The organism is uncultured Desulfovibrio sp. (assembly GCF_944324935.1).
In the GTDB taxonomy this organism is placed as follows: Bacteria; Desulfobacterota; Desulfovibrionia; order Desulfovibrionales; family Desulfovibrionaceae; genus Desulfovibrio.
In genome coordinates this window covers 1-19,665 of record NZ_CALUYG010000006.1, presented here as the reverse complement: position 1 = coordinate 19,665, position 19,665 = coordinate 1, and the positions used below count along the sequence as shown (strand labels likewise).

At 55.9% G+C, this 19,665-nt stretch carries 17 protein-coding genes; 8 read left to right on the top strand and 9 right to left on the bottom strand.

The window, feature by feature from the left end:
* Nucleotides 1–422 precede the first annotated feature (422 nt).
* Nucleotides 423–770: a hypothetical protein gene (locus Q0J54_RS02450; protein ID WP_296303748.1), complete on the top strand. Its 348-nt coding sequence runs from the start codon at nt 423–425 to the stop codon at nt 768–770.
* Nucleotides 752–6,019 (top strand): DEAD/DEAH box helicase family protein, encoded by a 5,268-nt coding sequence (locus Q0J54_RS02445; protein ID WP_296303747.1) that lies wholly within the window; start codon nt 752–754, stop codon nt 6,017–6,019. Before Q0J54_RS02450 ends, Q0J54_RS02445 begins: the two co-directional genes overlap by 19 nt.
* 235 nt (nt 6,020–6,254) lie before the next feature.
* On the opposite strand, the gene Q0J54_RS02440 is transcribed toward Q0J54_RS02445, so the two are convergent.
* The gene (locus Q0J54_RS02440; RefSeq protein ID WP_296303745.1) at nt 6,255–7,262 is read right to left on the bottom strand and encodes a hypothetical protein; all 1,008 of its coding nucleotides are present in this window, start codon (nt 7,260–7,262) and stop codon (nt 6,255–6,257) included.
* Between the two features lie 564 nt (nt 7,263–7,826).
* Between Q0J54_RS02440 and Q0J54_RS02435 the strand changes: the two genes are divergently transcribed.
* On the top strand, nt 7,827–8,411 hold the full coding sequence (locus Q0J54_RS02435) for a hypothetical protein (RefSeq protein ID WP_296303743.1): 585 nt from the start codon (nt 7,827–7,829) through the stop codon (nt 8,409–8,411).
* A 258-nt stretch (nt 8,412–8,669) separates the two neighbouring features.
* Here Q0J54_RS02435 and Q0J54_RS02430 read toward each other — a convergent pair whose 3' ends face one another.
* The 7 genes from Q0J54_RS02430 to Q0J54_RS02400 all read right to left on the bottom strand — a co-directional run bounded on the left by Q0J54_RS02430 (nt 8,670) and on the right by Q0J54_RS02400 (nt 13,625).
* Nucleotides 8,670–8,858 carry a hypothetical protein gene (locus tag Q0J54_RS02430; protein ID WP_296303742.1) on the bottom strand — a complete coding sequence of 63 codons (189 nt, stop codon included), beginning with the start codon at nt 8,856–8,858 and terminating at the stop codon, nt 8,670–8,672.
* Between the two features lie 12 nt (nt 8,859–8,870).
* Nucleotides 8,871–9,413: a hypothetical protein gene (locus tag Q0J54_RS02425; RefSeq protein ID WP_296303741.1), complete on the bottom strand. Its 543-nt coding sequence runs from the start codon at nt 9,411–9,413 to the stop codon at nt 8,871–8,873.
* Nucleotides 9,414–9,478: 65 nt separating this feature from the next.
* Complete coding sequence (locus Q0J54_RS02420) at nt 9,479–9,721, bottom strand: hypothetical protein (RefSeq protein WP_296303739.1); 243 nt, start codon at nt 9,719–9,721, stop codon at nt 9,479–9,481.
* Nucleotides 9,722–9,737: 16 nt separating this feature from the next.
* Complete coding sequence (locus tag Q0J54_RS02415) at nt 9,738–10,190, bottom strand: hypothetical protein (RefSeq protein ID WP_296303737.1); 453 nt, start codon at nt 10,188–10,190, stop codon at nt 9,738–9,740.
* 90 nt (nt 10,191–10,280) lie between these two features.
* A complete protein-coding gene (locus Q0J54_RS02410) occupies nt 10,281–10,412 on the bottom strand; it encodes a hypothetical protein (protein WP_296303735.1) in 132 nt (43 codons plus the stop codon).
* Between the two features lie 332 nt (nt 10,413–10,744).
* Nucleotides 10,745–13,297, bottom strand: a complete 2,553-nt coding sequence (locus Q0J54_RS02405; RefSeq protein ID WP_296303733.1) for a DNA-primase RepB domain-containing protein — start codon at nt 13,295–13,297, stop codon at nt 10,745–10,747.
* Nucleotides 13,287–13,625, bottom strand: a complete 339-nt coding sequence (locus tag Q0J54_RS02400; RefSeq protein ID WP_296303732.1) for a hypothetical protein — start codon at nt 13,623–13,625, stop codon at nt 13,287–13,289. Before Q0J54_RS02400 ends, Q0J54_RS02405 begins: the two co-directional genes overlap by 11 nt.
* A 594-nt stretch (nt 13,626–14,219) precedes the next feature.
* Between Q0J54_RS02400 and Q0J54_RS02395 the strand changes: the two genes are divergently transcribed.
* Genes Q0J54_RS02395 through Q0J54_RS02380 form a run of 4 tightly spaced genes read left to right on the top strand, consistent with a single transcriptional unit; the run spans nt 14,220 to nt 16,153 of the window.
* Nucleotides 14,220–14,531: a hypothetical protein gene (locus tag Q0J54_RS02395; RefSeq protein WP_296303730.1), complete on the top strand. Its 312-nt coding sequence runs from the start codon at nt 14,220–14,222 to the stop codon at nt 14,529–14,531.
* Between the two features lie 14 nt (nt 14,532–14,545).
* Entirely contained in the window at nt 14,546–14,884 is a 339-nt protein-coding gene (locus tag Q0J54_RS02390) for a hypothetical protein (RefSeq protein ID WP_296303728.1), read from the top strand.
* Nucleotides 14,884–15,594 (top strand): AAA family ATPase, encoded by a 711-nt coding sequence (locus tag Q0J54_RS02385; protein WP_296303725.1) that lies wholly within the window; start codon nt 14,884–14,886, stop codon nt 15,592–15,594. Before Q0J54_RS02390 ends, Q0J54_RS02385 begins: the two co-directional genes overlap by 1 nt.
* Nucleotides 15,587–16,153, top strand: coding sequence for a hypothetical protein (locus tag Q0J54_RS02380; protein WP_296303723.1), 567 nt, complete (start codon nt 15,587–15,589; stop codon nt 16,151–16,153). The genes Q0J54_RS02385 and Q0J54_RS02380 overlap by 8 nt, the downstream gene beginning before the upstream one ends.
* Here Q0J54_RS02380 and Q0J54_RS02375 read toward each other — a convergent pair.
* Nucleotides 16,049–17,122, bottom strand: a complete 1,074-nt coding sequence (locus tag Q0J54_RS02375) for a site-specific integrase (protein WP_296303722.1) — start codon at nt 17,120–17,122, stop codon at nt 16,049–16,051. The two genes, Q0J54_RS02380 and Q0J54_RS02375, sit on opposite strands and share 105 nt — an antisense overlap.
* Nucleotides 17,123–17,440: 318 nt before the next feature.
* Here Q0J54_RS02375 and Q0J54_RS02370 point away from each other — a divergent pair, with 318 nt between their 5' ends.
* Nucleotides 17,441–17,662 carry a hypothetical protein gene (locus Q0J54_RS02370; RefSeq protein WP_296303720.1) on the top strand — a complete coding sequence of 74 codons (222 nt, stop codon included), beginning with the start codon at nt 17,441–17,443 and terminating at the stop codon, nt 17,660–17,662.
* Nucleotides 17,663–19,665 lie beyond the last annotated feature (2,003 nt).

Sequence of the window (19,665 nt, the reverse complement as noted above, 5' to 3'; positions counted from 1 at the left end):
CCTTCCTGCATAGCCAAGCTTTGCGAACGCCTGGCGGCGGGACAAACCGGCGAGGAATGCGATGGCCCGAAAGAAACCATCTTTGGATCCACGGCAGATGACGCTCTTCGACCTGATGGCCGATCAGGTGGAAGAACTGCGGGAGGAAGCCCGCAAGGATGATGTGCCGCTTGGCGTGAACTTGAAGGGGGCTAAGGTATACGCGCAACCCGACGGCTCCCGTGTATACAGCGAGAAGCCGTTTACCTGGCGCGTGGCGGACGGCGACAAGGATTCGCCCGATGCTCTTTTCCGCAAGCGGAAATATGAATTTTTGACACGGGAAGAGCTTGCCGCGTTCCGGGAACGCGAGCGTGAAAAAGAGCTTGAAAAAAAGCGTGCCGCCTTCTCGTTAACATCACTACCCCTTTTCGGAGGACAACATGCTGGATCGTCAAACACTCCCCCTGGAGATCGCGAGCCGGGTTCTGGAACCGGAAACCATTCGGATGGTGCGCGCGGACAAGAAGAACATCGACCGGACGGGCTACCTGATCCTGGATCGCTGGGCGCTCAACCAGCCGGACGAGCTGAAGGAGCTGGAGTATTGGGATCCCACCTTGGTTCTGGATCGCCTGTACGAGCAGCAGGAGCTGGAAGGGGCCGCACTGGCCTCGGCCACGGCGGCGGAAATGCAGACGCGGGGCTACAGCCAGTGGGAGATCCTCGAACTGATGGGGATCGATACCCGCGTGAGAACTTCCGCATCCAATTGGGCACCATTGGCATAGGCGGCGCAAGCTCCAAGCTGGCCGACAACCTGCGGGCCATCGAACAGCTCAAAAAGCTGGTGGACAACGGCATCGCCGTGGCCGGCGAGGCGGAAAAGGACATCCTGGTTCGTTATGTGGGCTGGGGTGGGCTGCCGCAGGTTTTTGACCCCAAACATGCCGCGTGGGCCGAACAGAACGCGGCCCTGCGCGGCATGCTCACGGATGATGAGTACGCCCAGGCCAGGCGATCGACGCAGGACGCGCACTACACGTCCGAGACCGTCATTCGCGGCATCTATGATGGCCTTGCCCGGCTGGGCATAGGCAAAGACACATCCCCCCTGCACGCACTCGAACCATCCGCCGGCATAGGGCATTTCATCGGCCTGTGCCCGTCCTCCCTGAACGTGAAATGGCGCGTCGTCGAACAGGATCCCATTTCCGCGCAAATCGCCCAATACCTCTATCCTCAAGCAAAAATCGTCGAGAACGGTTTCCAGCATGTGGGCCTGCGCCAGGGCACATTCGATCTTGCCGTGGGCAATCCGCCCTTCGGCTCGCAGCGGCTCTTTGACGCCCAGCGCCCGGATCTGCGGGATCTCTCCATCCACAACTACTTCCTGGCCAAGAGCATCGACTCGCTGCGCGACGGCGGCATCGCGGCCTTTGTGGTCAGCCGCTTCTTCCTTGATGCGCGGGATAGCCGCGCCCGCGAGCGCATCGCCTCGCAGGCGAACTTCCTGGGCGCGATCCGTCTGCCCAATACCGCCTTCAAGGAAAACGCCCTGACCGATGTCACCTCGGACATCGTCTTCTTCCAGAAAACGGACGGCCCCAGGGATCGTCAGTGGGTGGAGACAGACGCGGCGCGTGTCTGGAATGAAAAGGAGGAGTGCTGGGAGGAACAGCCTGTCAACAGCTACTTCCTCGCGCATCCCGAACAGATGATCGGCGAACTGCGTATCACGGGCGGAGCGTTCGCCAAGGCGATCAGCTGCGTCGCCCGTGACGGCATCGACCTGGGCGAGGAGATCCGGCAACGGCTTGCCGTCCTGCCGGAGAACGTCTTCACGCCGCGCCAGGAAGCGGAAGCCGTTTCCCTGTCTGAGGAAACTCCCCAAAACAGGGACTTCCTTGATTCCGCGTACTTCCGCTCGCTCAAGCCGGATGCGCTCTGCGTGGATCCGCGCGACGGGAAGATCGTGCGCAAGACGGCGGGATACATGGGAGCGCCGGCCTGCGAGGCCGTCCCGCTGAAGCGTGATTCGGAACGGGAGAGGCTCGCGGGCATTATCAGCATCCGCGACGTCCTGCGCGGCCTGCTCAATGCCGAGAAGGACGGCGATTCCGACGAAACCCTGCTGAATGATCTCCGGCAAGAGCTCAATTCCCGCTATGACGCCTTTGTCAGGAAATACGGCCTGCTCAATTCCACGCTGAACCGCTCCCTGTTCCGGGAAGACCCGGAGTCGGCGCTGGTGCAGTCCCTGGAACTCAAGTACGACAGGGGGCTGTCGCCGGAGATGGCCAGACGGACGGGCAGGGAGCCCCGCAAGCCCTCGGCGGAAAAGGCGGCCATTTTCAGCCGCCGGGTGCTGGAACCGGCCAGGCTGACCACCAGCGCGGATACCGTCCATGACGCCATGCTGATCTGCCTGCGTGAAACGGGCAAGGTCTCCTTCCCGCGCATCGCGGAGCTGGTGGGCAAGACGAAAGAGGATGTCCAGACGGAGCTCCAGCGGGACGGCCTGGTCTATCTCAATCCCGTGTCCGGGGATTGGGAGATCCGGGAACGCTACCTTTCCGGCAACGTGCGCGGCAAGCTCCATCAGGCGCGGGAGGCCGCGCGGGACGATTCCCGGTTTGCCGTGAACGTCTCGGCGCTGGAGGCTGTCCTGCCGCCGGACGTGGAAGCCGTGGACATCGGCATCGAGTTCGGCGCGACATGGGTTCCGCCGGAAGACATGAGGCGCTTCATCGTGGAAGTCATCGGACAGGGCCGGGAATACTTCGGCGACGTTCGCGTGGACTACCATCCGCTGGTCGGGAAGTGGGACGCCAAGGTGCGGATTTTTGACCGCACCCTGAACACAAGCGTCTGGGGGACGCCGGAGTACTCCGCTGAAAAAATCCTTGAATCCCTGCTTACGCACCGGCCCATCAAGGTGGAAAAAGAGTCGGGAAGTGACGAACACGGAAATCCTGTTTACGAACTGGATCAGGAAGCGACGGCGGCCGCCATGCAGAAGGCGGACGAGATCAGGCAGGCGTTCCGGGACTGGATATGGGAGGACGACGAACGCCGCCAGCGACTGGTGAAGCTCTACAATGAGCGGTTCAATACCCATGTGCCGCCCAGGTATGATGGCGCGCACATGGATCTGATCCATGCCAATCCCGACGTGAAGCTGCGTTCGCACCAGAAAAACGTCATCTGGCGCGGCATCCAGGAGGGAACGGCGCTGTTCGACCATGTGGTGGGCGCGGGCAAGACGCTGGCCTGCATCGCCACGGCGATGGAGTCCAAGCGCATGGGCTTTGTCAAAAAGCCCATGATCGTCGTCCCGAATCACCTGACGTACCAGTGGCGCGACGAGTTCTACAAGCTGTACCCGGATGCCAACATCCTGGTCGCGGACAAGTCGGACTTCGAGAAAAAGAACCGGGAGCGTTTCTTCAGCCGTGTGGCCACGGGCGATTGGGACGCCGTGGTGGTCGCGCACAGCTCCTTCGGCAAGATCGAGATGCCGCAAGAAGAACAACGGCAAATCCTCACGGAGCAGATCGAGGCGGCGATGGAAGCCATCAGCGAGGCGAAGGCAAACGGCGGCTCGCGGGCGACCATCAAGCAGCTTGAAAAGCAGCGGGAACGTCTCAAGACGCGCTACGATGAGCTCATGTCCAGGCTGGGAGCAAAGGACAGAGCCGTGGACTTCGCCGATCTCGGCGTGGACGCGCTCTTTGTGGACGAATCCCAGGAATTCAAGAATCTGGCTTTCCAGACGGGCATGAACGTCTCCGGTCTGGGCAACATCACGGGGTCGGGAAAGGCGTTCGACCTGTTCGTCAAATGCCGCTATCTGCAACGAAAGCATGAAGGGCGCGGAGTGTATTTCCTCACGGGAACACCCATCAGCAATTCCATTGCCGAGGTTTTTACGCTCCAGCGCTATCTCCAGTACGACGAGCTGCAAAAAAAGGAGGTTGGTCATTTCGACGCCTGGGCGTCCACATATGGCCAGATCACCAACGGCTGGGAGCTTGACGCCACAGGAGTGAACTACAAGCTGAAAAGCCGTTTCGCCAAGTTCCAGAATGTGCCGGAATTGCTTTCCATGTACAGAAGCTTCGCGGACGTGGTGACGAAAAACGACCTCGACGAACAGGAACGGCAGGCCGGCGGGCCTCCGCTGACGCCGCCGGTCAAGGATGGTGCGCCCCGGAACGTCGTGGCCGAACGCTCACCGGAACAGGCGAAGTATATGGAGGCGATCATCAGACGTATGGAGTATCTGCCGACTGACTCGCGCATCGACAACCCGTTGAAGATCACCAATGACGCCCGCAAGGCCGGGCTGGATTTCCGGCTGGTTGATTCGCGTGCGGATGACTTCGCGGGCTCCAAGGTCAACCTGGCCGTGGAGCGCATCCATGAGATATGGCGGGACACGGCGGGCGTGCGGGGGACGCAGCTTGTCTTCTGCGATCTCTCCACGCCGAAACAGCGCAAAAAGATGGACGACAAGCCGTCGTTTGAACTGGAGGCGAGCTTGGACATTGACGGGACGCTTGTGCCTGAAGGGGATGATGATGATGTTCTCCATGTGCCGGATATGGACGAGCAGCTTGCCGGGCAGGCGGATTTCTCCGTCTATGACGACATCCGGCGCAAGCTCGTGGAAAAGGGCATCCCCGACGAGGAGATCGCCTTCATCCATGAGGCGAATACCGCCATGCGCAAGGCGAAGCTCTTCGCGGACATGAACGCCGGACGGGTGCGTGTCCTGCTCGGATCCACCAGCAAGATGGGCGCGGGAACTAACATTCAGGAACGGCTTGTGGCCGCGCATCATCTGGACGCGCCCTGGCGGCCGTCCGACCTTGAGCAGCGCAATGGGCGTATCATCCGCCAGGGCAACAAGCTCTACGAGGCCGACCGGGAAAACTTCAAGGTCGAGGTCAATTACTACGCCACAAAGCAGACTTATGACGCCCGGATGTGGCAGACCATCGAGTACAAGGCTGCCGCCATCGAGCAGTTCCGCAAGGGCGACCTGCTCCAGCGCGTCATCGACGACGTGCAGAGCGAAGCCGCCACGGCGGCGGAAATGAAAGCCGCGGCCTCCGGCAATCCGCTGATCCTCATGCAGGTGCAGCTTGCCGCCGACTTGCGCAAGCTGGAAGCCCTGCACACCCAGCACCAGCGGACGCAGCACCGGCTGCGGGATCGCCTGAAGCATCTTCAGGGCGCTGAAGAGCGCCTTGATGCCGCCCGCAAGCTGCATGAAGAAGCGCTTGCGCTCCGGGATGCGCATACCCGCTACGACGTGGAAAAGGGCGAGAAAAAGATCCATCAGGAGCTTTTCGTTGAGGGCAGGCCGCTTGATGCGAAGGACGACAAGAAAAAAATTCAGGAACGCTTCAAGACGCAAATCAACCAGCTTCTGCTGGGCATCCTGGGCAAGGGCTTCCCTGTGGGGACATATCGCGGTTTCGAGATTGAGGTCTTGAAGCAGCAATCCGACACCAAGGATTTTCTGTTCACGCTCAAGGGCGCGGGCGCGGTGCGCTATCCGGCCAATCTGCGCTATGTCTTCGGCGGGGAGTTCAGCCTGTCCGGCTTTTTCCAGCGCGTGGACAACTACCTGGACAAGCGGCTGGATCAGGTCTGGGAGGAAGCGCAAACGCTCGCCCAGCAGGAACTTGTCGAACGCGCCACAGTGGAAGCCAAGATTGGGGAAGGCTTCGCGCAGGCGGATGAGCTGGAGCTCGTGCGCCGGAACCACGATGCCGTGATACGCGAACTGAAACGCATGCAGGACGACAAGGGGTATGTGTCGGAATGGGTTCCCATGACGCTGGAAGATCTGCGGGCGGAGCGGGAATCCGCCGGCATGGCGACTCCCGGCGGGGAACGGGAGGATACGGAAGCAGAGCCTTCCGCCGCGCCCACGGATGATCGGGATCGGCGGGATCCACCCGCTTCCGACATGTCCAGCGTCCCGCGCGGGCTGGCATTCTCCAGCTCCTCGTTCCGACCAGGGTAGCCGGAGAAGGTGGAAGGACAAAGAGAAAGGGCGGCAACTTGCCGCCCTTTTCGCTGTATTCCGGGATGGGTCAGAAGCCCAGCCAGCCGAAGCCCTTGGCCATGATGGCTACAAGAGCAAGACCAATTCCAATCTGCCACTTGAGAAGGCGAAGCTCCGTCGCCCGGATTTCAGCCTTTACCTTTTCTATTTCCGCTTGTAGCCTCAGCTCCGTCTCGCGCAAGTCGCCCTTCGCTCATTTTTCGCCTTCAGTGCCGCTATCGTCGTCGCGCTTCCTCTTTTTCCCTCCAGCAATGAGCGGATACAGCCACCGCAAAGAAAATTTTTGCGGCGTTTCGCCCGCTTTCGCTTTCGGGCCTGTCCAGTAGCCATGCCAGTGCCCACGGCGCAGGTGAACACGCAGTGTGCGCTCCGTCATGCTGTGCGGCAGCGGCGTGGATTTTCGCAATGTCGCTGCTGTTTCCCGCCCCACATGCCAGATTGTGGGGCCTGCAGCGGGGAAAAGTTTCCTGCCTCCCTTGATGCGTGTGGGCCGGGGATGTTGGGGCGATTTGCCGGGAGCGCCACCGTCTATCTCTGGAGCATCCGAGCACAGATAAAGCACAAGCGAGAGCAGACGCGACAGTTCTTTGGCCTCGCCACGAATCGCAGCGTCTTCGTGGGGATCCACCACTCCAAATTTTTGGGCTTGGGCCAAAAAGCCAGCAAGCGCCGCGTCCATATCGCCCCCAAGATGCAAAGGGTAGGGAAGTAGTCCACCTTCAGTGTCCAAAAGCAGACGAAGTTCCTCATGCTCATCAGTTGGATCCCATTCCAGATGAGCCCAAAAGCCATGCTGGGGGATCTCTCGCCAGCGCATACCGGGAGTCTCAATATAAATAGACCATTCCGGTAGGCGATGCAGCACATCCGTGGGGATTTTCCCCTCTGGAGGACTATCCAGCAGGGCGGTCATTAACTCTGGGGCGATACGGTATATCCCCTGGCTGTAGCGCCAGGCCCCGATGGCCGCCAGTCGCGAGATCTCGCCAGCCTGCGATACTGTCAGCTCGCCGCCGGCGGCTAGGCGTTCACTCGCGATGGCATACCAAGCCGCCATCGGCAGGAGTATATAGGGCGGCCAGTCAGGTAGACCGTCTTTACCGCGTCCCGCCCAAAAATTGTTGACCCAATACCCCAACGAGGACGAGGGGTAATCCCTCGTTAGGGCGTGGAGGGCCTGCACAGGGCGTGGGTTAGGCATCTTTCCTCCTTCGTCCGAAAAAACAATATAGCTGCCCCGCATTGAAAAATCAACTATTTTTCAAAAAATAGCTGACCGGAAAAGGCGATGAAAGCGGTCGGCCGCTCTCACAGCGGTATCGGCTCTGCCGCCGGGGTATTCCTCGGCCCTTGCCCGCAGCTCTTCCTCGGTGGTCACCCCCGTGTAATGGGGGCTGTCCGCCGAGGATTGCGGTTCCCCCCAGTACGCATACCGGGGACAGCCGTCGGCAAGAACCCCAACACAAGGTCGGCAGTTCCTGCAATCAGACAGGAACAGTTCACGAGACATGATATTATCCTCCTGTATTTTCGCCCGAAGGGGGCGGGGGTGTGTCTCCCTCCCCGACCAGCGGGGAGGATTTGCCCTTGACGGCTCCTCCCCGCGTAAGTCGGGAGGGAGACAAGGTGGATGGTGGCGCAAGCCCTTCCGCCAGGATTTTCATCATCCCCCGGATGATGTGGATTTCCGCGCAGCTTTTGTCCGAAGGGTTTGCAAGCGTGCCAAAACGAGCGCAGCCGAGGCTTTGGCACGCTTGATGCGCGGGTGCGCACCCTGAAGGACGAAAGATTGCGCGGCCTGATGGATGAGGGGGTACGGGGGGCCATGTGTCCCCCCGTGTCGCGTCAGCGGACGCAGCACCGGCTGCGGGATCGTCTGAAGCATCGTCAGGGCGCTGAAGAGCGCCTTGATGCCGCCCGCAAGCTGCACGAGGACGCGCTTGCGCTTCGGGACACACATACCCGCTACGACGTGGAAAAGGGCGAGAAAAAGATCCATCAGGAACTTTTCGTTGAGGGCAGACCGCTTGATGCGAAGGACGACAAGAAAAAGATCCAGGAACGCTTCAAGACGCAAATCAACCAGCTTCCGCTGGGCATCCTGGGCAAGGGCTTCCCTGTCGGGACGTACTGCGGCTTCGAGATCGAAGTCCTGAAGCAGCGATCCGACGACAATGTGTTTCTGTTCACGCTCAAGGGCGCGGGCGCGGTGCGCTACCCGGCCAATCTGCGCTATGTCTTCGGCGAGGCGTTCAGCCTTTCCGGCTTTTTCCAGCGCGTGGACAACTACCTAGACAAACGGCTGGATCAGGTCTGGAAGCGCAAACGCTCGCTCACAAGAACTTGCTGAACGCGTCACAGTGGAAGCCAAGATTGGGGAGGGCTTCCCGCAGGCGGATGAGCTGGAACTCGTGCGTCGGGACCATGATGCCGTTTTGCGTGAACTGAAGCGCATGCAGGACGACAAAGCGTATATGTCGGAATGGGTCCCATTTTTGTGCAGAGAGGCATTTCCGGGGCTGCTGGGCAGCCCCGGCCCCATTGAAGGGAATCAAATCCCCTGTCTGCCGCCCTGTACCGGCCCCGCTTTCGTCAGAAGCGGGGTCTTTTATTCTTCATCTTCCTGCAAAGGGAGCAGTTCCCCGTCCCTGAGTTGCCAAATCTCGTCAAAAGAATGGGCCTCTGCCAGACCCATTTTTGCGGCCCTGTTCGTTTCGCCACCAGTTGCGGCATTTATATGCCTGAAGTGCATCGGCATAATTAACATGTTTTGGACATGGACAGACGCTTTCTTCATCTTGCCGCACCTTCACTCTTGCACGAGATTGTATATAGGTTCTTCGTATTTATGTGGATGCTCAACAGGATGATGTGGGTCAAAAGGGAAATAGGGGTCATAGTCAAAAATTGAGATCCATCCTTGATAGCTGTAGCTGTTCCTGTCGATATAAATTTTTTCTGGAAGAGAAATTCCTGCCTCTTCAAGTGCCTTGCGTATTTCGAGATCAGTAGCCTGCGGCGAAATAATGACTTCTCCGCACTCGTTTGCCTCACCTCTTTTGATTATATAAAAACGACAAAGTTCAATGTCGTTCTTATACACTTTCCTCCATGCGGGAGGAAATCTGTAGTCGCAAGAACTTCCTACAACCTCAAATATGGAATTTTCAAGTTCACTATAATGCCGGTAATGCCCATAGACGTCGTTATAAAAAATCCTTTTTTCATCAATGCGCCTGCGCATTTCACCTAAAGAAATCACATCCTTACCATTTGTGTATAATGCAGTTTCCCCATTTTTCGATATAAGCCTGTCAACCATCTTTTTTAACTCAACTCCACGATCTACCATGACTTTCTCCTTTTGTTTTCCTCGTTTCGTTAAAATCAATGAGCGCCACCAAGGGGCGAAGCGGATTAGTCGGCATCCTCGGTCTCCTCTTGCGCCAGCGTATACACGGCCTGCTCAAAAAACTGTGGTCGAGTCAGTCTTTTCCGCGCCATCAGGGAATCGGCTAGCGCCCATACTTCGGCCCGCATAGTTAGCAGGCGCTTTTCTTTCTTTATGTTGGGATGTTTGTTTTTCGCGCCCTTAGGGCGGCCAGCGCCGACCCTTTCCCCTCCCCATCCTGCTATTTTCTCAGCAACCTTGGACTCCATGAGCTTTTCTCCTATTTTAAAAATTGATGATCACACGTTGCCCGCGAGCGGGCACTGCCGCGCCAAAGCGAGCGCAAAAGGCCGCCATCTCCTCAGCGTATGCGGTAGTCATCGGCTGGGGGGCTATGGAAACCGTTACGGTGCGTCTGGACACCTTCGCCCAGCTATACCGATCCCCTGGGCGTGATAGGTCCCTGTTCGCAAAGCGTACCCAGCCAAAAGTCCCGTCCGTCCCCTTTAGTAATTTGTGCGTACGCCACGCCATGCTCAGACACTCTCCAAAGAAGATCTCGGTGTGCTTACATCCGTACTTCATGGCAGCCTGCCTGCGGATGTGGTGGGCAAAAGCCATCACCATCCGCTTGTCGTTGTACTCCCTGTGCATCATGGAAAATCCGGGATAGCGGACAAAAGAAATTGTTTCCATATCACTTTCCAGGTACTTGCGATCAATGGCAGGCGCTTTCATGGCTCTTTCTCCTTTTTTGAGATTCCCCCGCTTTCGTTAAATGCAATCTACCTGAAACTTGATTTTTTGTCAATCCAAAAAATCAAGATTCTAAATTTTAACGTAGTCGCGTTCCCTGACAGCCTGGGCAAAATGGCGGGACTGGGCTATGCTTTCGGCCCGGTCATGAATCATGGCGATGGCCTGGTCATAGGCGCGTTCCTGTGCGTTTGTGAGCTGCATGGCATCCTCCTGTATTTTCGCCCGAAGGGGGCGGGGGTGTGTCTCCCTCCCCGACCAGCGGGGAGGATTTGCCCTTGACGGCTCCTCCCCGCGTAAGTCGGGAGGGAGACAAGGTGGATGGTGGCGCAAGCCCTTCCGCCAGGATTTTCATCATCCCCCGGATGATGTGGATTTCCGCGCAGCTTTTGTCCGAAGGGTTTGCAAGCGTGCCAAAACGAGCGCAGCCGAGGCTTTGGCACGCTTGATGCGCGGGTGCGCACCCTGAAGGACGAAAGATTGCGCGGCCTGATGGATGAGGGGGTACGGGGGGCCATGTGTCCCCCCGTGACGCGTCAGCGGAGCCGTGGCCGTGGTGAGGCGGGAGACGGTTTAGCTTGTTCCCCCGGTGCGGACTCCCGTCTTTGTTGATCCTGTGGCGTCATGACCGGAGGCTGGATGCCCTCAACACGCCTCCAGAAGGGGACGAGACGTTCCCGCTGGATCAGTTCCCTGTCCCCGGCGAAGCCGAAGGCGTAGTTCGCCGTCCGTTCGGCGTAATCATGCCAGTTCCTGCGTTTTTCTCCATTCCTGATGGCCGGAGCGCATTGCTCAATGGCCGCTGCTATGTCCGCCTGGGAATGGCCAGTGGCCCGCATGCGTATGGCAATCATGGCATCAACGCGGGAAGCGTCCTCGACGGCCATGTGGCGACTGATGTCGTTGAAATGGGCGTGATAGGCGGCAATGGGGCTTCCCGGAGTGCCCACGAATGAAGTAGCCGTTCTGACACGGGCGGCGCGTTCCCTTGCCTTTTTGTCTTCCTCTTCCAGATTGCTGTTGAGCTGCTGAGAAAGAGCGAGCGCCTTTGGACATTCCACGCGAGTGGCCGCGATCAGTTTGACTTCGGGATAGCCGCCATCCTCCCTCCTGTGCTTGGGCTTGCGATTCTCAAAGCCCGGAGCGCGGTGCGGATGGATGCAGCCGGAAAGTTTCTTGTCGCCGTACCGCCTGTTCAGCAGCTCGGTGATCCTGTTCCCGACCTGACGGTCAAATTCCGTCCCCAGCTTGGGGATGGTGAGGATGCACTGGAAGTTTCCCGGAGAACTCAGCAGAATGACTGCCGGCTGGAATCCGTCGGCACGCAGCTTGTTGACGGACTGCGCGGACATGTCATCGATCAGGATATGATGACGATCGTGTGAGAGAGGTGTGTAGTAAATGTTTTCACCGCGCGACTGGATGCGGCGCATTTCATCCATTCTGGCCAGAGCTTCCCTGGGGGAAAAGCCCCTCGTTTCGCCATTTCGCTTGTCGAGGATGAAGGCTCGCTTTTCTCCGTCTTCGGACATTCTCATGCAGGTGACGCGAACCCTTTCCGCCTGCACGGCATAAACGTATCGCTTGAAAAGTTCAGCTTGCTTGCACATGGCAACGGTCTCCTCCGTTGCTGCAAGTGACTCCTGTTTTGTGGCGTCGTCCCTTTCGAGGACGGCGCGGTATCGCCAGAGATCGGCCTGCTTCCTCAGCCCCTTGAGCAGAAGCCAATCCTTGAATGACGGGATAGCCCTTGTCGCTAAGCCTCTTCGTTTTCCTCGCTTTCTTCGTCTTGCGAGACCATCAGGCCGTCGCAGGCTTTGATGTTCCCGTCGATCAGCGCATGCATGACTTGGCAAAACACCCGCAGACTTATTTTTCTGTTTTTTTCCTTCAGGATATGCCAGACGGCATTCTGACAATGCACGCAAACGGTGTTGGGAGAGAGGCCGTAGGCCATGATCGTTGGTCGAGGTACAAGGTTTTCGCTTTCCATATGTCTTCTCCGTTTTTTTCACTATCTCCATGAAGGATGCAAGCTTCGGCACATTTTCTTCCTTCACGGCCCATCCCTTGAGTTTTTGTGACGGTTCATCATATACATCAAGTTCTTTTTGTGCATTCCGTTGTACCTCATCCTTTTTTTTCTTCTCTCTGTTCGCTTTTTTCGCTTCCTGATACTCTTGCCATTCTTCCTGATTCACCGTGGATACGGGCTCCGGCGGTGGCTTGGCGATTTCTCCGTAATCGCCCGGTTGGAATTCTCCCAATCGCTTGCAGAGCTTCGACATGCTGAATTGCCTGTCAACATTGGAAGCCTTCACAGCGACGTCGCCAACCCAGATAACAGCCCCACGGTGCTTTTTCTCAAAGCGAAGTCCGACATCTTCAAGTGCCGCATGAAGTTTTTCCCAGCTCTTGGCATTGGCTATGATCTCATGCCCTTTTTCCTGAGCAATGCGCTGTGCGGATTTTTCACCCGTTGCCTGCTCAAAATCCAGAGCCTTTTGCCTTGGCTTGATTTCAGGCTCACGCTTTCTTCTGACTATCTCGCCATTTTCCAGCATGACATACCGGGAAATGCCGGTTTGCTTCCATCCCTGCTCATGTTCGATTTTCGTCATCAGGCGATGCCCGGCGTTCTTGTCAAACCCCTTGTGAGGCTGGATGACTTTCAACGTCTTGGGATTCATCCTGTTAACCGCGATGTGCAGATGTATATTCCTGGTATTCCTGTGCACACCAAAGATGACCTGATGGCCTTGCAATCCCATTTCCTCAAGAAAGATGTCAACGCATCGATCTATCTGTTCAGGCGTCGGCTGCTCATCTTCCTCCCAGGACATGATCCAGTGGGAGACAGGCATTTTGCTGCGGACGGACTTTTCAGCCAGTGAGACCATTTCCATCTTTCGGGAAGCGTGCGTGTCTCCTTCCAGATTCCGGCATCCCGCGTACTCAAGCTTTTCCTCCATATTCACCTTGTGCGGCGCACAGATGTAGTCAACAAGATGACTGATTTGCTTGCGGGCGCTCTTCGCCTTTTGCATCTTCTTCTGTTCTTCATCATACTCAACCTTTTTAATAATCATAATTTTTTGCGATGACCTCGATTGTCTGATTAATTTTTGACAACACTCTTTCCTGCAACGCAATTACACGCAAGGGGGCATCCGCCGCTCTCAGGGTTTCAAAATTGTGCTTAAGTAGTCCTCCCATGCGTCTGAGCTCATAAACTATCACAAGCTCCGTGTGCGGCACGATTTTCTTTCCCAAGGCACGGCGGCGCATGAACTCCGCAACAGACAGTCCCGCGCATTCGGCCTGAAGCTTGATTTGCTCCTCGTCTTCGATACTCAGGCGTACGGTACGCCTCTTGTGATATTGCCTGATCCGGTTTGGCGTTGGCACTTTTTTCATAAACACCTCCATCGCCTGATTATACTGGAAAGGAAGACAGTAGACCAGCGCGGGAACCCGCACCAGGAGGGGAGGAGCAAGGCGACGCTCCGAATCGGGAGCCGTGAAACGGCGGCTCTGAAAATGCGAGAAGCGGAGCTCCGAGCATTTGGGGGTCTGGGGGCGCAGCCCCCAGCAGGATGGTAGCTGGCTGCTCGTGGCAGCCAGCTACCATCCTGCCAGATGAATCATGGGACATGATGGACTGGAATCTTGCACCCAATGTCAATTCCGTGCTATAGGAGTGTCAATCAGAGACACGCCTTTGGCGTTCAAAATGCCCACCGAGTGTCAACGAGTGTCAATCAGAGACACGCCTTTGGCGTTCAAAATGCTCACCGAGTGTCAACGAGTGTCAATCAGAGACACGCCTTTGGCGTTCAAAATGCTCACCGAGTGTCAAATAAAAAGAGAGGATTCTATGTCTCCAAGGAAAAGAGTGACACAATTTCTTTTGGTTGATTCAGAAAAGTATGAGGAGGAAGATGAAGCAAAAGAGTTAGTTAAAAAAGAAGAGCTTGTTAAAAAAATTAATCGCTAGCAGTGAGTGCTGAAATGCAAAAAACTCTTTATGACACTGAAAAAATTTCTGCCATCAGAAGAAAGCTTGCTGAACTTCCTCCAAGAGGAGAGCCAATTGAAGTTTTGCGGGAGCAAGTTGAAAATGCAATCCAGAGAGGATACACTCTCAAAGAGCTTTCTTCTATCTTTCAGGAGTGTGGTATTTCGATACCTTATCGAAAATTAGCAAGAATGTTTCAAGCAAGCAAAAAATCTACCTTAAATGGTGATACACGCCGTGAAAATTTTGAAAAAGAAGATATATCCACAACTGGATATGTTAAGCCGAATTTGAATGAATTCTAAAAAAGGAAAATAATATGAAACGTGGTGAAACAAAGTTTACTGAAGAAGCGATTATTGCGGCAAAAAATGCGCTGAAAAAACTTCCTCAAAAAGTATCCTATATCAAGAGAGATATGGCTCTTCTTGAAATGGAAGAAGAAATTAAGGAAGCTCTCGAAAAGGGATATGACTTAAAAGAAATTTCGGCAACACTTGCCGAGCAGGGCGTGAATATGCCGGTATTTTTTCTCAAGACAAATCTTTCAAAGCGAAAAAAGAAACAATCTCGAAAGCGTCCTGAAAGGCAAGAAGCGGAAACTCAGACTGAGCTGTTGACCATAAATGAGAATAAACAGATTGAGGAGAATATGTGATGGGACTTCCTATTTATTATGTTGGTGGAAGCAAGGGAGGCGTTGGAAAAAGTCTTTTCTCCCTCATCCTTGTTGAGTATTTGCTTTCAAAAAACAAAAAAGTTTTGCTTTTTGATGCTGATATGCAAAATAGGGATTTATTCTTGGCATTTGAGAATGATAGCGGAACAATCGCCACAACGACTGTTGATTTGGATTCTTCGTCTGAATGGCTGAGAATTTTGAGTTTCATCGAAAAGCATGGAGATCATCATGTTGTCATCAATTCAGCGGCAAACAACACTGATGGAACGCTGAGATACGGGCCGATACTGCTTGAAGGTCTTCCTGAACTAAAAAGGGAGATGTTTTTTTTCTGGCTCCTGAATAGGCAGCGAGATTCATTGAATAAATTCAGTGATCTAAAAAGAATATTTTCTTCAGCAAAAATTTTTGCTGTGAGAAATTTGTATTTTGGGAATCAAGAAAAGTTTTCATTTTTTAACTCATCTTCTGAAAAGAAAGAACTTGAGGATAACAAAAAAGATAATAGAGTTTTTGATTTTCCCGAAATGGCTGATCGTGTTGCTGAAAGTATTTCCAACGAAAGACTTTCAATTGGTAATGGGATAAAAAATCTTTCTCTCGGCGAACGTTGTGAGTTGAAGAGATGGAGAAAACTCTGCTTTGAAGTGTTTGATGGTATTCCGGGGTTGCAGCAGCATGAGTGATGAAAGTTTCCTCCAGAAGTATGAAAGTCTTTGCGGAAGAAAAATTGATGCTGAGGAGCGCCAAGTCATTCTGCGCTTCAAGGAAAAGTTGGACATCGGTGATAATGACGAAATTTGGGGAATTTTTGCCACTCTGAACTGGTATAGAACCTTCTGCAAGGATCTGCCAAAGGAAATGGAAGCGAGAACCAGGGCGTTCGCGAACGAATATGCCCGCTATGTGAAAACTGGCATGGAAAGGGAAAAATTCCTTGGCGCAGTCCTTCTGGGAATCGTTCTTTCGTTTGGAATAGCTTCCCTATCCATGCTGACGGGTTTTTTCATCGCTTCGGGTAGACTGTCGCCATCCACCACCATCTTGCAGGTTCCGGTCGGCCCAGTTGCTGGTTGTCTGATCCTGGTGGGATCGGTTGTGGCCATGTTCTGGGCGGCCAGAGAGTTTGCCGTTCCTCCCTCAGAGGGGGAAAAGTGGTGGAAAAGAGCCTGGGTTTTTCGTTCGCTCGTTGCGTTGGGCGGTATTGCCACTGGATGCGCTCTTCTCGGCCTTTCCTTGAGATAGGCAGAATGAAACCCACAAGCTCATCGTTGAGCGCAAATGTGCGGGAATGGGGAAAGTCGTCGGACTCCGGTGTCTGACGGCTTTTTCTCGTCCACCTGCCTTGGCCGGTCGTCCCAGCCGCAGAACATCGGGCATGGCTTCCACGGCTTCCCGTTCATCCTTGTCCAGCACATGCTGGTATGTCCGCAGGATCATGAGTTCATTCCGATGCCCCATGAGTTTGGCCAACGGCTTGAGCTTCGCGCCGCCCTGTACGGAATAGGTCGCATAGGCATGGCGCAGCGAGTACGGCGTGATCCGACGGTGGATCCCCGCGTGGCGCAAGGCCGTATGCCATGACCGATGAATGGTGCGTACCGGACGGCCCCGCCAGTGGACGACGTGCTCGGCCCCGTTCCTCATGTCTTCGTCGATCCATTGCCGTAACAGGGGCAGGAGGGATTCCCGGATCGGCAGCTCACGGGCGCTCTCTTTCGCGCCCTTCGCGGCGTTGGGCATGCGGATGATGCCGTTCTCCAGATCGACATCCTTCCAGCGGAGCCGGAAAAGCTCGCTTGGGCCTATGCGCGGCCCGCAGTAGGCTCCCAGGACTATCACACGCCTGACGTGAGGTTCCGCCGCATGGAAGATGCGGCGCAGTTCTTCCGGCGTCGGTGGAGCCATGCGCTGGGGGCGGGCCTGCGGCAGGCGCAGGCCGGACAGGGGATTTTGCGGCAGGATGCCCATTTTCACCGCCCAATTGAGCGCGGATCGCAGGATGGAGATGCGCCGGTTGATCGTCGCCTGGCAAAGGCCCCGCGCTTTCTGGATTTCCATGAACTGGAGCATGTCCGCGCTGGTGAGGCGCGTTGCCTGGCGCGAGCCATAAAGCGTGAGGATATGCGCGGCATGGTATGCCGCCTGCTTTGCCGTTGTCCGATTGGACAACGCTACGGAAAGGTATCGCTGAAAAAGCTCTTCCACCGTCATGCGCGGGCATGATGCCCGCTCCCTGCGGCGACGCCTGGCCATGAGTTCCTTTTCCCTGGCAAGGACTGTGTTCAGGGAATCCACAAACTCCCGTGCGGCGGCTTCCGACGGGAACCCCTGATGATGCCGTGCTCCCGTCCATGCGCTCCGCCAGTAGACGACCCATTGCCCTTTTTTCCGGTACGGTTGATGCCGAATCTCCATATCCGATTTCCTCCTCTCTACCTTGTCGGCAGACGGAGGCATCAGGATACCCGGAACTGTTTGCGGTGCTGGGTGGACGAGTCCCCGATCTGAGGGGGCTGTTCCTGAGAGGGCATGGTGGAAATTCCGCAGGCCTGGGAGAACAGCAAGGGGATGCCATCAGGAACGTCACGGGAACAGTTTTTTCAATGGGAATGGCAAATGGTGGAACGACAGGGCCATTTTGGTCTTATGTTGACGGATATTTTGGCATTGGAAGCGGAGGTTACACCAAGCATACGACCATGTTTGATCTTTCTCGTGCAGTGCCAACAGCAGAAGAAAATCGCCCCGTGAATCAGGCCGTGCGCTACCTTGTCCGAGCGCGGCCCTGACGGGGCTTGCCAAGTCCAGCGAACGGACATATATAAAAAGGGAACCCCGGTTCCTGCGACCAACAGAAACCGGGGCTGGCACGGCGCGGTTTGCGCCCCCGTGCACGGCTACCACCGACGGACTATCTTTTTACGACCCCGACCCACCGCATATGGGCCGGGGTCAACTGCTATCTGGCGTCAGACGCCAGCAGCAGGACAAGGGCCATTGCGACGAATAGAGCGAAAACGATCTTCCGCATGGCAAGCCCTCCTTTCTCCGTTTGCGCCGTGCCGACGCTCAGGCCAGAGGGTAGCCGTACAAGTTTTGTATATCCGTTTTTGCCTTGATTTTCAAGGAAAATCGGGCATTCACGGCCCGTTGCGAACCTACCCGGAACTGTTTGCGCTTATGGGTGGAAAGGTGCCGGATCTGCGGGGACTTTTCTTGCGGGGATACGGCTCCCAGAGCCATGTGCAGAACAACGGCAGCACCGTCGGCGTCACCAGCACAACGCACGCCAGTGGGGCGCTGGGACAGGTGCAGGGGGATGCAATCAGAAATATCACTGGTACGTTTGGGTCAGATGATCAGGCAAGCGCACATTCTAGCGGAGTGTTCTTCAAAGGAGGGTTTTCTCATACGGGCGGAGCAGAGAATGATCCGTCTGGCTATTATGTTAAATTCGATATTTCGCGGCAAGTTCCCACGGCGAACGAAAATCGTCCTGTGAACTGGGCGGTGCGATACCTCGTACGGGCGCGTCCCTGACGGGACTTGTCAAGGGCGGCGAAGGGGCTTATATAAAAAGGAAACCCCGGCTCCTGCGACCAACAGAAACCGGGGCAGGCACGGTGCGGTTTGCGCCCCCTTCCACACGGCTACCAGAGCTTTAACCGTTTTCGACCCCGTATCAGATCGCACCTGATACGGGGTCAACCGCTATATGGCGTCAGACGCCAGAAGCAGGACGAGTACCAGCGCGAAGAGCGCGATCAAAAACAGACGCGACATGGCTGATACCCTCCTTTACCCTTGCGGGAGTCATGCGCCGTGCCGACGCTCGGAGGGTAGCCGTGCAAAAACTATATATCCTGATTTCCCTTGATTTTCAAGGCAAATCGGGCATTCTTGGCCCGTCGCGAACTTACCCGGAACTGTTCGCGCTGCTTGGCGGACGAGTCCCCGATCTGAGGGGATTGTTCCTGCGTGGGTACGGCTCCCAGAACCATGCACAGAACAACGGCTCCACCGTGGGCTATACGTCCACTACTCATAGCAGTGGAGCGTTGGGACAGGTGCAGGGAGATGCGACAAGGAATATTCAAGGAAACATTGGAGTCTGGCTTTGGCTTGCAAACGGAGGATCGGGCGCGTTTGAACCCGTTTCGCGTGATTACAATTCTGGTAACTCCAATGGAAATTCTCCGAACAAGGGAAACGGAGGATGGGATCTTAACATATCCCGCGTTGTCCCCACAGCGGAAGAAAATCGCCCCGTGAACCAAGCCGTGCGCTACCTTGTCCGAGCGCGACCCTGACGGGACTTGCCAAGGTCAGCGAAGGGACTTATATAAAAAGGGAGCCCCGGTTCCTGCTGGTAACAGAAACCGAGGCTGGCACGGCGCGGTTTGCGCCCCCGTGTACGGCTACCAAACGCGATTCACATTTTACGACCCCGACCCACCGCGAATGGGCCGGGGTCAACTGCTATCTGACGTCAGCCGCCAGCAGCAGGACAAGGGCCATTGCGACGAATAGAGCGAAAACGATCTTCCGCATGGCAAGCCCTCCTTTCTCCGTTTGCGCCGTGCCGACGCTCAGGCCAGAGGGTAGCCGTACAAATTTTGTATACCCGTTTTTGCCTTGATTTTCAAGGAAAATCGGGCGTTCCCGGCCCGTCGCGAACCTACCCGGAACTGTTCGCGCTGCTTGGCGGACGAGTCCCCGATCTGAGGGGATTGTTCCTGCGTGGGTACGGCTCC